This window comes from Mesorhizobium sp. HAY1-8B, assembly GCF_056868045.1.
In genome coordinates this window covers 2,248,603-2,263,722 of sequence record NZ_CP200321.1, presented here as the reverse complement: position 1 = coordinate 2,263,722, position 15,120 = coordinate 2,248,603, and the positions used below count along the sequence as shown (strand labels likewise).

Genomic DNA, 15,120 nt, shown 5'->3' with positions numbered 1-15,120 from the left:
GCGAAGCAGCAGTGTTTCGATCTTGATGAATGGACAGACCATGCAAATAATCGCGTCAATGACCACCATCCCCTCACGAATTGATCGAATTCGTCCTGTACTCGAAAGCGTACTTGGACAGACTGTTCCGGTGGAGCACGTGGAGTTGAATATTCCATATGTATGCGTGCGTACGAACGAAACATACACTCTGCCGACATGGCTTACGGAAATGGAGCGGGTAAAGATCTTCCGAACGGACGACTACGGCCCAATCACAAAAATCGCCCCCACATTGTTACGACATCAGAGCGACCAGGAAACGTATCTTTGGTCGGTAGACGACGACTTTGCGTATCCAGAAAATCAACTGGCAATGCTCCGCCGCGGACATCGCCATTCGGAACATCGCATACTTGCAAGGCATGGTGGCGACTTCAACAAAGATGGTAGTATCACTTTTAAATACGGACAGATTCCAGTATCAATGTTCGAAGGATTCGGTACAGTCCTGTATCCTCCTGCATGTATCGGAGGCGACTTCTTAGAATACGTACAAGCGACCTCGAAAGACATGGACTGCCGGCAAAGCGACGCCGTCGTTCTTTCACTCTATTTTTCGTCTCGCGAGGTGCCAATTTTCATTTGGAACTCGCCCTCCGAAACAGAGCCTTTTTACCCTACGGGGGCGCTTCCTCATTCTTCAGAGAAAGATGCACTCCACCTACAAGGTGGTGGAAATCTGGAGCGGTACAAGCGGGTAATAAGCTTCTTGAGTTCACGCGACTCTGGCAAGTCTCATCCCGAAAATACGTTGACCCTCATCACCAAGGAGAAGTTCGAAGCACTGCCTTGGATATATACGGCTCACGGCACCGTGCTGTACGTTGACGTCGACACCGGGGAACTGCGTCATGGCGCAATCGAAAGCAGCTCGACGAACGTCAGATTTCTGTTGGAGGGAAAGCAAGGGCAGATGGTATTCGGCGATGATGATCACCGCCTTCCGATTGCCTTTCAGTTAGATCGCTCGTTGACCGTTCGGGATTCCAAGACGTTGGCGCCTACCAGTTTGGAAATCCTTCCGAAGCATTGGATTTGGGTTGGCTTCCATGTTGGCGGCACGTACCTTTGCGCCGAGCCCGATGGGCGCATCACTCTATCCCGGCCCCATTGTCTCGGCTACGAAAGTTTCTCGCTCTCGGAGCCTCCCCGCTCACAGGACGTTTTCCGAGCCTTGAGTCTTCTTAAACCGTATGATGTAAAACCATTCGCCAAGAGACGAATCGGCTGCAAAAGCGATGGGGGATATGTAATTCTTGATGATCTAGACGGGATAGACGTTGTCTACAGCTTTGGAATTGGTAATCAAGTCTCGTTTGATCTTGAGTTGGCGAACATGGGAAAGAATATATTCATGTTCGACCATACCATCCAAGGGACACCTCTCGAACACCCGAACTTCCATTTTTATAAGCAAGGGCTGGCAGCAACTAGCAACGAGACGGCATCCCTATATACGCTCGAATACCAACTTAACAGACTGGGGCATGAGGGTCGATCTGATCTGCTTCTGAAGATCGATATCGAGGGCGCTGAGTTCGAGATATTCTCGACGTTACCGCAATCAATACTTCGACAGTTTCGGCAAATTGCGGTTGAAATTCATGGATTGGGTAATCTGGGTAATCCGACCTATCGAACCAGTTTCGTGACGGCATTGTCGAAAATCAATAATGATTTCACATTATTCCATGTTCATTCGAACAACAACGAGCCTCTGATTATTGTCGATGGGCATACGGTCGCACCGGTAATGGAGTTATCTTATGTCCGATCTGATCTTATCGAGCGCGCGCCATCGGTGACAGTATATCCAACAGCATTCGATTTTCCGAACCGGTCACTCAGGCCTGATCACACACTTTGGTTCTATCCGTTCCTGCCGATGCCCGAGGCTTCTAGGGAATCCCTTGAGAAATCTATTGCGATATCGAACCGTATGTTTCCAGGCTGCGGCCATGGATAGCAAGACAGTTGGCGGTCGATTCCATCGGCAGATACCAACCACGTCGTTCGGTGAAGCATCATGGAATGGATGGTGAGGCGACGAGATTTCTTATCATTGCTTGTAGGCTCACCCGCCTGCTGTTTGATGCTGGGCGGCTCGGCCTTGTCAAGCGGTCGTGAAGCGAGGTCTGCGACGATGTCTCCTCAACCTGCCCTAACCACTCCGCCCACGTCCCTCCTCTCCGCTCCCATCGAGCTTGCTGGCGACTGGGGCCGTATGCTGGAGGGCGCTGTCGCTCAGGTCATCAAGCGGACGCGACAAGCATGCTTCCACGGCGTGCGCCTTGTCTCAGACCGGCAGCCGACGCGGCTGCGCGTCGATGAGCACACATCCGGCACGCCAGCCATTTGGCTGCATCCGGACGGCAGCAGTATGGCATGGATCATCGTCGACATCGGCGAGCGGGACTGGTCGAAGCTCGCCTATCAGCTCGGCCATGAACTCGGCCATGTGTTTGCCAACAGTTGGCAAGCCGACGCCAAGCCCGCCGCACCCTGCCAATGGCTTGAGGAAGCCATGGTTGAAGCGTTCTCGCTGCGTGGCTTGGAGCGCCTGGCAATGGACTGGACGCAGAACCCTCCGTTTGCCGGCGACAACGCTTTCGGCGATGCCATCGCCAAGTATCACGAGAACATCATCGAGGGCTACACCGCCCTCGCCGGCAGCCAGGGGCTCACCCGCGACGCTGCCGCGTGGTTCACCAATCATCGCAGCGAAATAGAGGACCCTCGCCTCAATCCGTTCGCGCAGGCAATGTCGGTGACCATTCTTGCCGAGTACAATCGCGCGCCCGACTGCGTCGAGGCTCTCGGCGCGCTCAACCGCTGGCCTGGCCGCAGCGGAATTCCCGTCGGTGATTATCTGCAGCGATGGAAAGAGAGTTGCGCCGAGTTGCAAGCCTCTCCGAACCTGCCGCTCCGCTTAGGCGAGCTTTTGGGGGTTTCTTAAGCCCAATGCCAATCATACCGCGCCTTCTACTCCTTCATTATTCATTTGGATGAATTCTTCTTATATTACCAATGGCATACATATCTTTGTCACCGGCGCGCGAAATTACAGGATCCTGCCGGTCAGGCCCGGCGCCGTTAGCCCCAACCCCACAGGCGCCGGGCCGCGCGCGCTCATTCGGCTGGGTGTGGAATCCACGCAAGCGGCCCGACAGTCTGTTGGGGTACAACTTTCTTGACCGCCGAGCCTAACCGGCTTCGTGGGTGGCGTCGCCGGCTGGGAACCAAGGTAATATTAGCACCTTCAAAATAACACCTTTCAGAACCGTTTTCCCCGGCTTTGTGGTACTCAGCGGTGAAGTGCCTGTTCGGCTTCTAAGCTATCACTGACTGCGACCGGTCGCCGTCCTCGGCAATGCAGAGATGGAGCCGATTTGCTCAATCGGCGAATGTCGCTGCGCTATTCAAACAAAACTGAACTCACGCAGCGAAGTCACAGAAGTCCGAACCGATAGAGCGCGCTGACCGCAAATGGGCGAAAGATCGCACCATAACGCCCGGCCACGGGCTCACCCCAACTCTGTTTATAATCTTGCCCGGAGCCGAGATCGAACTGGCGATACCCAGCGCTTGCCGCCCATTCGATCGACGCCTCCATTATGCGGACACCGACCCAAAAGCCATCATATTCGGGGTCGCGGACGATGCATTGGCCGAGCACGATGCCTTCCCTACACATCAGGACGGTGCCGGCCGTGCGCCTATCGCCGTCGAGCAGGGCCAAGGTTTGAAACTGGATTGGACTGTCGGCGGTCTGCCGTTTCATGAAGGCGCGCCAGAACCGCAGGCGGTCCTCGACGGCCACGGTCTCCTCGGCGTCGTTGCTTTCCCACACGCGGCCCCACTGGGCGCAGCACCATTCCAGGTCGCCCACATCGTTGACGCGAAGCCGCATGAACTCGTCGCAACGTTGGCAGGCCTTGCGCACATTCTTGCGGTGATTGCGGCTCCACCGTGCCTCATAGTCGTCCTCCAGGTCGACGCGGTAGTTGTCCGGGGACCAGTAGGATCGCGGATTGAGATCCACGACGCTCTTGTCGAGCCCCGCCTCGATCCGCACCTCGACGCCCAAGGCGTGCAGCGCCCGACCAAGGGAGGCGGCAGACGACGCGGGCGCGATCACACCGGGAAGCGCCTGATAGGCGACGGGCTCCCAGTATAGGCGGCGGCGACGCAAGGAGATGATCGCGGTCGGCTGGCCGTTCTCCGTCGCAAGAGCGTGGCGCTTCCGGGCGCTCGTCGGCTGGGTGAGCTCACGATAAAGGTCGCGGTCGCAGCCGGGAATGGCCGGCAGGGCGTCCAGGGCCTGGTCGAGGGTCGAGTTCCAGACGTCAAACCAGGCGATTTGAACGCCCCGCGTGGTCAAGGGGGTCACGATGCGGGCAGCCGAGATCACGGCGGGCGCGGCGAAATGGCTTAACGCACGCTTGAAATTCGAACCGGCGGCTTTCGCGCCGGCGGAATCCATGGCGTCAGAGTGGTTCATCACCGATTCCCCCGCGGTCAGTGCTTGTCTGCCATCCAGGCGATCGTTCGAAGAAGCGGTCGGCCGCCCTTTGACCACAGACCAGACAGATTGCACGCCGCCCCGACGGAGCGGAGTATTTGTTTTGCTGTCCGCGTCGGCCGGCGCAGGAGCCTGCCCCTGTTCGGTGTCCTCACCCAGGAAGCGCCGGATGAGGGCAAAGGGAGCTCGCAGGCGCGCAGGCGCCAGGGCTTGCACCCTGCCTAGCAAATAAGCCAGTTCGGCGGCAAAGGGATGACGGGTCCAGCCCATGGCCAGGAACCAAAGTACTGCGCCAAGCCCGCCGCCCAGGACCGCCTGCAAGACCGATAGATCCATGTCGAGACCGTTCAGTCCGATGACAACGAGCGGACCCAGCGCCGTGGCGAGGGTGGCGACGGCGCTGGGCACAAGCGCGCGCAGATATTCGCCGACGCTCAATTTCAGCCGGCGCATCAGGAACCAGAGGCCAACGCCCACTTGGATCGGCGTGGTGGCGAAGATCGAGAGCGCCAGGACAAAGGGGCCATGCTGGGCCGCCAGGATCATGATCAGGCTCGTGATCGGCAGGGAAATGATCCACGCCTTGGCCGTGTCTCGGATCCCGCCGGCGGCCACCAGGGCTGGAAACATCAGTGGGACGGGGAAGCAGAGCATGGTGGCCGCCGCCATCACCTGCACCAGCGGGATGGAGGTGTCCCATTGTGGTCCCAGTAGGATGTGCACCAAGGGATAGGCTAAGAGGATGACCATCGCCAGGCCGGGCCAGTGGAACGCGGTCAGACTGGCGGCGGCTTTGAGATAGGGGGCCTTGAGGGGACGCCCCGTGCGCGCATAGGCGGCGAACCCTGGCAGGGCCACCGCGGATATAGCCGATATGACCAAACGGCTGGGCATCTGCGTGACCTGTTGAGCTCGGCTGTAGAGACCGACATCGGTGCTGCCGCTGGCCCGGCCCAGCATGAAGGTCGGAATGACCTCGCCGAGGGTGGTCAGAAGGCCGGTAGCGGTGTTAAACCCGCCGAACGCCAGAATCTCGCGCCATTTGGTGAACTCGATCCGGAAGATGGACAGGTCCGGGCGCATGAGGACGGCAAAAACGAAGGTGGAGAGCGGATAGCTCAGCGAACCCCAGGCGAAGCTCATATAACCGAAGCCCATCATCACCAAGCCAGTGGTGGTGATGTTGCCGACCAGCGCAGAGCCCAGGTTGATGGCCGCGATGTTCCAGAACTTCAGGTCGCGGCGAAGCAGAGCGACGATCGGCGAGCCGATGCTGGAGAACAGATAGCCGAACGCCACGGTGCGGACGAAGTTCTCCAGACGCGGTTCGTGGGCGAAGTCGGCATAGAGGCCCGCCGTCACGACGAAGGCGGTCGTAAGGATGATGGCGACCACCAGCATCATGGTGAAGGAAGTGCGTATTTCCTCCTTTGAGAGCTTTTCGGCGTTGACGATGTAGTTGGTGACGCCGAAATCCCGCATACCCTCGGCGAGTGCGACGAGACTGGCGCCAAGGAAGGCAGCGCCGATTTCGTTGGGTGTCAAAAACCGCGACGAAACGTACAGCGTCGCCAAATTGAGGATGAGGGTGGCGTACTTCTCGAAATAGACCGCGACCACCGCGCGCCGGACGCTCGCCATTCCTATCGCTCACTTTCGAAGAGACCGGCCCCGATGTGGGACCGCAATCATATCTCGCTTGAATTCCAGAATTGGAGTCATGGGCCGTGGATTTGGAATCCGTGTGGCCTTGATCAGGGTCGAGGCGACCTTTTGTTGATCCTCATCGGTCATCTGGGGATATAGGGGAAGGACTATGGCGTGATCCTGGGCTGCCTCCGATTCCGGCAGGGACATGCGCAGGGGCTGCGAGGCATAGACGTCCTCGCGATGAGCGCACATGATCCCGCGGCGGGTGGCGATACCGGCATCCAGCATGGCTTGCATGACGGTGCGCTGGTCGGCGGAGTCCGGCAGACGCACACAGAAGCTCTGCCAGTTGGTGCGCGCGTAGGACGGTTCGCGCGCCAGGCCCAGCCATTGCGCCTCGCCGAGCAATTCGGCGTAGCGGGCGGCCAGCGCGCGGCGGCGGGCCACGATGCCGGGCAGGCGTTTGAGTTGCTCGCGGCCAACCGCAGCCTGGATGTCGGTCATCCGATAGTTGTAGCCGAGCACTGGGTGAGTCTCGAAGATTACCCGGGCCGAGCCGTGGCGGACCGTGTCGGGCACGCTCATGCCATGCTGGCGCAACAACTTGAATTTGGCGGCCCAGTCGGCATGCTTGGTGGTCAACATACCGCCATCGCCGGTGCTCATGATCTTGCGCGGGTGGAAGGAGAAGCACGCCACGTCGCCGTGCACCTTGCCGACCTTCTCCCACTGACCGTCCCAGAAGATCTCGCTGCCGCTGGCACAGGCCGCGTCCTCGATCACAGGCAAGCCCTTGGCCTTGGCAAGGTCGACCACAGCCGCCATGTCGCAGGGCAAGCCCATTTGGTGGACGACCAGGATCGCACTGGTCTTGGCCGAAAGCGCCTGCTCGATAAGGGCCGGGTCGAGGTTGTAGGTGGCCGAATCGATGTCGACGAAGACGGGGATCGCGCCGCAATAGGCCACCGAATTGGCCGTGGCGATATAGGAGTGGCTGACCGTGACCACCTCGTCGCCGGGCTTCACCCCGGCCGCCAGCAGGGCCAGGTGGAGGGCCGTGGTGCAGTTCGAGACGGCCGCAGCGTACGGCGCGCCCGTGAAGGTGGCGAACTCTGTCTCGAAGGCCGCGACCTCGGGGCCTTGCGTGACCCAGCCGGACAGGATGACGCGGCGCGCCGCCTCGGCCTCGGCCGCACCCATCGTGGGCTTGATGATCGGAATCATGTCAGGATCCTCAGAATGAAAGACCTACTTCGGTGCGAGAAGTTGCATTGGTCGTATCACGACAAAGCCGGTGGCTCACCTTGTCCTATTGTGGGATATAGCCACCGACAGCCGGCGAGCCTGGTGTATTGGGATAGTTGGGGTGGCCGACGATACAGATACCGCTTTTCGGTCAGCGGACGGGCCCGCAGCCTTCCGGCACCACCGCAATAGGGCAAGTAATGTGCGGCCCGACACTTCGGCGGGACAATGCCAAATTGTGCCGGCGTACCGGTGAGGTAGCTGTGTGTATGGCCAGAGCACCGGCCGTTAGAGATTATTACGCTAACGCCAATACGCCAATACTAGGGAGTTCAGCAGTAGGGACTGGCGTGGGCTCAGCTCTACTTCGAGTCTTGGCCTCTCGGATAACACACGCCCAGCGTATCACCCTCTCCCAGAAAGACTCGCCACGTCGGCCCTATCATTTGGCGGTTGCCTGAATAACACCTTTTAGAAATTCGGTTTGGCGTGACGTACGGCTGGAAGATCGCGCTCAGAGCCTACGCCTTCTGGTCGAATTGATGTGACAGGGGGTTAGGCGCTTATAATCGACAAAGTCTGACCTCCCCGGGGGGTGGACGCATTTCTCGGTTGCTGAGCATCAGCTCGAGTATTGATCTATGACAACGATTGATCAGGGTGCGATTTACGCCGTCCGGCCGGCCCAGGTCGTTGTCCGGCAGGCAGAAGACCGCATCGCCGGCTTCGACGGCGTGCGCGCGATCGCCGTCCTGATGGTGTTCATCAGCCACAAGACCACTCTGCCGCACCACGACTCCTATGGCTCCGTCGGCGTCTGGGTCTTTCTCGTGCTCAGCGGCATGCTCATCTCCTCGATCCTGTCAGAAATGCGCGGAAAGGTCGAAGCAGGGACCCAGTCAAGCTGGCGGTCGATGGGTGACTTCTATCTGCGCCGCAGCCTGCGCATCTTCCCGCTGTACTACCTCTGTCTCGGCGTTTTCGCGCTGGGATCGCTATTCACGACATTCGTCGGCTTCTCGCATCTGGAAGCGGCGGTCTACGCCCTCTATGGCACCAACATCTATATCGAGATGACGCCGACTGGGGACCACGGCCATTTCGGTCACCTCTGGTCACTGTCGGCGGAGGAACAGTTCTACCTCCTCTTCGCGCCGATCCTGCTGTTCACCCCACGCAAATACCTGGCTAGGATTTGCATCGGCTTCATGCTAGCAGGCGCGACCATGCTGGCTTGGCTAGTGTTGGTGAAGGCCCACCCGAACGCCATTCACGTCGATCCGCTGATCGCCTTCGGCATGCTCGGCGTCGGCGGCTTTGTCGCCTCCTTGAAAAACCTCAAGCCGCCCGCCTGGCTGGTAAGTGCGCAAGCCCAGGCGGCGGCTGGCCTGACGCTGATCGCGATCCCGCTGGTCTTCGGATACTTCCGGGACACATGGAACGTCTGGGGACCGCTGACCTGCACGGTCGCCGGCCTGTTCCTGTTCCAGATCGCCCGCAACCAACGGACGCCGGTCGTGGCTTTCCTCAACCTGTGGCCGCTGCGCTCGCTCGGCCGGGTGAGCTATGCGTTCTATGTCCTGCACCAGTTCATTCATTTCTACGACGTCCAGGCGGTGTTCCATAAGCTGCACATAGACATCGACGGGCCACCTATCGTGCAACTGCCCCTGGAGCTTTTCATTACCGTTGCGCTGGCGACGCTCTCCTGGCATTTCTTCGAGCGGCCGCTCCTGCGGTTGGGCGCCAGATTGACCGCGCGGGAGGGCGCGGAGGCCAGCACCGCAACCGGCGCCTTGTCCCCGGGCCGGCAAGCGGCCACGCGATAGAGGCGGGCGGAACGACGGCCGATGCGACTCGACGACAAACGCCGTATCAAGGGTTTCGACGGCCTACGCGCGATCGCCTTCATTTTCGTATTCATCAGCCACAAGTTCCATCAAGGGACGTATGGATCCCTCGGGGGCGACGGGGTAATGCTGTTCTTTGCGCTCAGCGGCCTCTTGATCACCCGTATCCTGGCCCGCACGCGGGTGGCGGTCGAGGCGGGCGAGACGACGACGCTTGCAGGTCTGGGGCACTTCTATCTTCGGCGCTCGGCCAGGATATTCCCTGTCTACTACGCGACGATCGGCTTCTTCCTGATCGCGTCGTTGTTCGTTCACTTCGATGGCTTCGAAGGCGGCGCGCGCATGGCCATGCTGCTCTACGCCACGAACATCTATGTGTTCACGACAGGCCACTGGGTCGGCCATTTCAACCACTTCTGGACGCTGGCGATCGAAGAGCAATTCTATCTATTGTTTGCACCTTTGTTGCTGTTCACCCCCAGCAAGGCCGCCGGACACATCTGCGTTGCATTTGTGGTTCTGGGTCTCGTTACTGATGCGGGCCTCGAATGGACCGGAGTATCGGCCAAGGTCATAGGCCTGAATCCCATGACCGGCTTTGGTTATCTCGCCTTAGGTGGTCTGGCAGGACTGAACCTCGACCGGCGAGTGCCGGCATGGCTGGTTTCCAGGCCGGCCCAGGCCATGGCCGCGCTCGCCCTCCTCATCGTGCCCCTCACTGTCCTCAAGGACGAGATCGTCTGGCGCCTTTATGCGCCGGCAGTCGCGGCTACAGCCGCGCTTCTGGTCTTCCAGATTGCGGGGAACCAGGCCTCGCGTTTCGTCGCCTTTCTGGAAACCTGGCCCCTGCGCAGCCTGGGGCGCATCAGCTATGGCTGCTACATCTTCCACGAGTTCGTTCACTTCTATGACATCGAGGCAGCGGCCCGGAAACTCGGCGTCGTATTCGAAGCGCCGGATTGGATCTCGGCTCCCATCGAACTTGTGTTGACCATCGGCCTGGCGACCGTCTCATGGCGATTCTTTGAACGATTATTCATGGCCTGGGCCCATCGGCCGACGCATAAAGCCGCGCCGGCCGCCGCCTGAGACCCTCAGCTTGCCAGGGCCAACAGCTTTCGCAGCAGGCCAAGGTTGTGGTTCAGGCGCAGGTAATATTCGCGCTCGGGTCCGTCAAGCATCTGGAACACTGCCAGAACCGGGGTGGCGATGAGCATCTTGATTGCGCGCGCAATCTTCTGGCCTGGCGTTTTCAAGCCCCTCAATTCAACCTCGCCTTCCTTGCGGGCGCGCTCCGTGAGCCATGCGCGCGTCAGACGGCCGGCATGGACCTTGTGGTCCACTACGAATGCGTCCGAGTACCAGCAGCGATAGCCGGCCCCAATCAGGTCAGTCATCATCTGGGCCTCTTCCCCGCTGGCAAGGTTCGAGCCGACCCGACCGGTCGTGACGTCGAACCCGCCGTGGGATTCTAGCACGCTGCGGCGGAACAGCATGTTGGCGCCGACGCCGATGGGATGATCGGTCGTATCCCGGAAGCCGTCCTCATCGACCACCGACAACAACAAGCGCGCTCGCGGCCCGAGCTGGCTCGGCGGTATTTCAAGGCTGCTGGCGTCGTCGGGCCAGTGTGGAATCACCCGCCCCGCGAGGATGGCGGTCTGGACGTCACAGCGGGCCGCGTAGGTGATCGCCGCCTCTATCCAACCGGGGCGCGGCACAGCGTCGTCGTCCAACAGCGCAATCCATTCGCCCTTGCCTGCCTCGAAACCCGCGTTGCGGGCCCGGGCAACACCGGGTTCGTCGAGCCGAATGAAGCTCAGTCCCTCGCGCGCCTTCAGGGTCTGCAGCACATCGGCGTGCGCCGGCGCCGAGGCGCTGTCGATGACGATGACCTCCACCGGCTGGCCCCGGCACTGTGGCAGCAGGGCTTCGACGCTCTCCAGCACGTCATGGCTCCGGTTGTGCGTGGCGATGACGATGCTGATGACCGGGGCACCGGCGCTGACCTTCGGCGCGTCCTTGGCGTCCTGCATACCGATCCGATCCTTAAGCTCCATGCCCATTCAGTCCAGCGCCGCGTCCTCGGCGGCCGGAGGACGGGCGCCCATGCCGATCGACCAGAAGAACGCCGTGCGCAACGGCGTCGGCGTCACGAGATCCCTTACCGCCCGGAACGGAAACACCAACAGCGCATGGCGCACCGCGAATCGCACACCCTTGGCATCCCCCTTGGCCGCCCGCTCCACCGCCGCATCGGCGAAATAGGTGTAGAATCCTAGGAGCGTGGCGAAATAGGAATGCAGCCACTCCTTCGGCGAGCGCCACTTGCGCCAGACGGGAACGGCATGCCGCATGAACACTTTGCGCGTATAGGGAATCCGGCTCAGGACCAAGGCATCATAGGATCCCGACGGACGCTGACGGAACAAGACGCAAGGCACGGCCACATGCTGCATATGCCCTCCGCCGGCGACACGCAAATGCCAGTCCCAGTCCTGGTCGGCCATCAGGGTCTCGTCAAAATAACCGTAGGCGTCGCGTACCCCGATACGCGCCATCGTGGCGCCGATCTGCGGGAAATAGCCATCCAGCATCATCTTTAGATGGTCGCCGTCAGAGCGGACGTCATCGGGGATGGGGCGCGCGATCGGCCGCAGGTCAGGATCGGCCATCACCACCTGACCGAAGACGGCCTCGACCTCCGGCTGGCGGTCGAAGAGTTCCAAGTGCGGCCTTACATGTTGCTCGGTCCAGACGTCGTCGTCGTCCAGGAAGGCCAGGAACTCCCCCGTGGCCGCCCGCATCGCCGCGTTACGCGCGGCGCCAGCGCCCGCAGTCGTCACGATGAGGTGCCGCGCGCCGTGGGCCTGCGTCACTGTGCCGGTGGCGTCGTGGTTGGAGCCGTTGTCGCCAACCAGTATCTCGAACGTCAGGTCCGTGCCTTCCAGCGCGCGGATGCTCGCCAGCGCCTGGTCCAGCAACTGCGGACGGTCGCGGGTCGGGACGACGACCGAAACGATGCGCGCCTGACTCACCCCCACTCCTCCCACCGATCGAAGACGCCCGACAGGGCCGCCGAGAATACCCGCTTGTTGTCGAAGCGCGTGATGAAGGTCCGCGCGATGGTGCCAGCCGGGCGCGTCTCCTCGGCCTGTGCGTAGACCAGATCATAGCCTGATGCCCTGGCCTCTCGCATGGCGACCGGCGTCCAGTTGGCCGACTGGCCGAGCGGGATTGCGAACGACGTCGGCGCAAAACCAAGTCGCGCCTCGATCATAGCGCGCGAGCGGTCCAGTTCCTCGCGGGCGGCGAGGCCGTCCAGCTGTCCAAAATCGGGATGGGTCGCGGAGTGGCTGCCGATTTCGGCACCGTCGGCGGCCAGGCGCTCCAGATCGCGCCAGCCCAGAACTTCGTCAGTGGTCCAGGGCGAGGCGCCTTCGCTCCAATCGGTGACCACGAAAAGGCTCCACGGCACCGCGAAGTCCTTCAGGATCGGTGCGGCCTCGGTCATGACGCTGCGCAGGCCGTCGTCGAAGGTGATGGCGAGGTCCATCGGGTCGCCGCCCGTCCGCGCGATCTCCGAGGCTGGGACGAATCGATAGCCCCGCGCCGCAGCCCACTCCAACTGACGAAGAAACAGCTTCGGCGGCACGTCGTTATAAGCCATCAAGGGCTGGCCGACCGAATGGTAGGCCAGGATCCGGCCTCCTGAACGGCGCAAGCGTCGGCCAAGGACGGACATACCTTCACGTTCGAGGACCATGCGTGGGCCGACCAGATGACGCCTTTCGACACCGAACGCGTGGGCAGCCCGCTTGAGAATCTTCGGTGCTTGCCTAAGCATATCCAGTTTTCGCTCTCTGGTCTTTTTACCAGTCTCGAACAGCAAGCCTCCTGATAGCTATGACGTCCATCGCCAACACCACCACGTCCAACCCGAGGCGCCCGGTAGCACTATCACGTCGAACGGAATCCGTTCATTTAGAAGAAAATGGTAAGGCCCTAAATCAAAAGGTGTAAAACGCGATGGCTTGCCTGAACTGGGAAACCCACTTCAGGTTATCGTGCTCAAGGTTTTGCAGCATCGAAGCAAGGTGGCGCTGGTCGCTCCAGATGCAACCTATGACGTGCCTGCCGGGCAAAGCATGCTATTGGAACCTCACATCTAGCCGCGGCCCATCAGCCGGCTCACCCACCGGGGCAGCCATTCGGGCAGTAGGTTGCGGATCGCGTCCCAAGTCCCGTCAAAGGACTTTGTCCGCGCCAGGCGCCGCCATACTCTGAGCCGTTCCGGCAGCGACATTAGGCGCATAGAACGCTTCAGGATCGCCTCGACGCTGTCGAACTCGCCGAACACCTCGTTGAGCAGGATGTCGGGATAACCGTCGTAGAGCTCCTCGTTCGCGGGCGCGCCCTTCTCACGCAGCGGCGTGACTGGCGCGATCGCCAGGGCCCTGGCGTAGAGCGCCTCCAGACTTTCGAGCCAATTGGGCGCCGTGTGCAGCCGCTTGACGTTGGCCTCCGTCTCATCGCCGCGCCGACGCAAAGCTTGCAGGTCGGCGAGCCAGTCCGCCAGGATGCGGTTGTATTCCGCCATCGAGGTGGCGAAGCCAATGGTCGGCGCCAGCCCGGGCATATCGGTGCTCATGACGTTCGCATCCGATGGATAGGGAAACAGCGTCATGCAGGGCGCGCCGAGCCCGCCGGCTTCCAGCATCGAGGTAATCGATACAAAGGGGTAGGAGTTGAGGTAGATGTCCGCTGCCTCGAAGGCCAGCGAAGGATCGGGCGTCTCTGGCCGCCCCATGATCCGCCCGCCGGTCGCCGCTATGGCCTCTTGCCAGTCGGCTGGCTCCCCCGGCCCCACGACCAGCAACTGCGCATCGGGATGGGCCAGGAGCGCCTCGACATGCATGTCGGCGAAGGAGACGCCACCCATCGTGCGGTATTTCACGCCGCGGGCCACGGAAACCAGGAGAGGCCCGCCGGCCGGAATGCCGAGCTTCTGCCGCGCCTCGGCCCGGCTGTGCTTGCGCATCGGCGGATCGATCTGAATCGGCAGGATGACGTGACGCTCCGCCGGGATCCCACGCCGTTCCACCACCAGCCGCTCGCCCGACACGCGCGAACTGGCGATCAGGTCGCACACGCAGAGCCCGACCCAGAAGGCATGGTCGGCGTGGTTGACCAGCACCACGGGCGGTCGGTTGCGCTCGTCAGCGAAGGCTATGCCCGGCGTTGGGTCCTCATTGCTGACGTGCAGGACGACCAGGTCGAAATCGAGCGACAACTTGCGGAGCGCGCTGGCCCATTCTACCGGTCCGCCGCGCGTTGCGCCGATCATATGGATATGTCCGCCACGAGCCTCCACGGCCTGGGATACCGACAACGGCGGCGCTCCGGGATGGCGCAACAGGGCCAGTGAGTGATGACGCCCCTCGTCGGCTGCGATCCAGCGGCGCATCATCCGCGTCAAGCCGCCGACTTCGTTCAAAGCGGTGGCCACATGCAGCACGCGGCCGATCTTCGTCCGCGCCGGTCGCGCAGCTTCGGCCTGCGCGGCGAGCGCCCGTCGCGCGATTTCGATCAGTATGTGCTCAAGCGGCTCGGACCGATAGAAGCCGCAGTGCCGCTTCCGCGCAAGCGTGACCGCCGCCTCCACATAGGCCGCCGCCGAGTTGAGGTCACCAGCCTGCAGACAGCGCTCAGCCTCGCCGCGAAGGCTTTGAAACTCTTCGTAGTTGTGGCGCATACGCGCTACCTCGGCCTCGGAGGCCTCGATTCCAGATTGCATCGTCTCTGGCATCC

The 15,120-nt window shown here is 61.3% G+C and carries 10 protein-coding genes; 4 read left to right on the top strand and 6 right to left on the bottom strand.

Translation table 11 applies throughout. The annotated features are described in order from the left end of the window. Positions 1-40: 40 nt before the first annotated feature. Both AC1VON_RS10830 and AC1VON_RS10825 read left to right on the top strand, forming a co-directional pair. Positions 41-2,008 carry a class I SAM-dependent methyltransferase gene (locus AC1VON_RS10830; RefSeq protein WP_483122074.1) on the top strand — a complete coding sequence of 656 codons (1,968 nt, stop codon included), beginning with the start codon at positions 41-43 and terminating at the stop codon, positions 2,006-2,008. A 258-nt stretch (positions 2,009-2,266) separates the two neighbouring features. Further along, positions 2,267-2,998 carry a hypothetical protein gene (locus AC1VON_RS10825; RefSeq protein ID WP_246740786.1) on the top strand — a complete coding sequence of 244 codons (732 nt, stop codon included), beginning with the start codon at positions 2,267-2,269 and terminating at the stop codon, positions 2,996-2,998. A gap of 492 nt (positions 2,999-3,490) precedes the next feature. Here the strand turns inward: AC1VON_RS10825 and AC1VON_RS10820 are convergent, their stop codons facing one another. Together AC1VON_RS10820 and AC1VON_RS10815 are read right to left on the bottom strand one after the other, a co-directional pair. Next, entirely contained in the window at positions 3,491-6,205 is a 2,715-nt protein-coding gene (locus AC1VON_RS10820; RefSeq protein ID WP_483122072.1) for a GNAT family N-acetyltransferase, read from the bottom strand. Between the two features lie 9 nt (positions 6,206-6,214). Next, positions 6,215-7,438: a DegT/DnrJ/EryC1/StrS family aminotransferase gene (locus AC1VON_RS10815; protein WP_483122070.1), complete on the bottom strand. Its 1,224-nt coding sequence runs from the start codon at positions 7,436-7,438 to the stop codon at positions 6,215-6,217. Between the two features lie 662 nt (positions 7,439-8,100). On the opposite strand from AC1VON_RS10815, the gene AC1VON_RS10810 reads away from it, so the two are divergent. Both AC1VON_RS10810 and AC1VON_RS10805 read left to right on the top strand, forming a co-directional pair. Continuing rightward, the gene (locus tag AC1VON_RS10810) at positions 8,101-9,288 is read left to right on the top strand and encodes an acyltransferase family protein (protein WP_281411423.1); all 1,188 of its coding nucleotides are present in this window, start codon (positions 8,101-8,103) and stop codon (positions 9,286-9,288) included. Positions 9,289-9,309: 21 nt separating this feature from the next. Beyond that, positions 9,310-10,398 carry an acyltransferase family protein gene (locus AC1VON_RS10805; protein WP_483122068.1) on the top strand — a complete coding sequence of 363 codons (1,089 nt, stop codon included), beginning with the start codon at positions 9,310-9,312 and terminating at the stop codon, positions 10,396-10,398. Between the two features lie 5 nt (positions 10,399-10,403). Here the strand turns inward: AC1VON_RS10805 and AC1VON_RS10800 are convergent, their stop codons facing one another. The 4 genes from AC1VON_RS10800 to AC1VON_RS10785 all read right to left on the bottom strand — a co-directional run bounded on the left by AC1VON_RS10800 (position 10,404) and on the right by AC1VON_RS10785 (position 15,106). Further along, on the bottom strand, positions 10,404-11,369 hold the full coding sequence (locus AC1VON_RS10800; protein ID WP_172352185.1) for a glycosyltransferase family 2 protein: 966 nt from the start codon (positions 11,367-11,369) through the stop codon (positions 10,404-10,406). Positions 11,370-11,375: 6 nt separating this feature from the next. Further along, positions 11,376-12,347, bottom strand: coding sequence for a glycosyltransferase family 2 protein (locus tag AC1VON_RS10795; protein WP_483122066.1), 972 nt, complete (start codon positions 12,345-12,347; stop codon positions 11,376-11,378). After that, positions 12,344-13,201: a polysaccharide deacetylase family protein gene (locus tag AC1VON_RS10790; RefSeq protein WP_483122064.1), complete on the bottom strand. Its 858-nt coding sequence runs from the start codon at positions 13,199-13,201 to the stop codon at positions 12,344-12,346. Before AC1VON_RS10790 ends, AC1VON_RS10795 begins: the two co-directional genes overlap by 4 nt. Positions 13,202-13,477: 276 nt before the next feature. After that, positions 13,478-15,106, bottom strand: a complete 1,629-nt coding sequence (locus AC1VON_RS10785) for a glycosyltransferase family protein (RefSeq protein WP_483122063.1) — start codon at positions 15,104-15,106, stop codon at positions 13,478-13,480. Positions 15,107-15,120 lie beyond the last annotated feature (14 nt).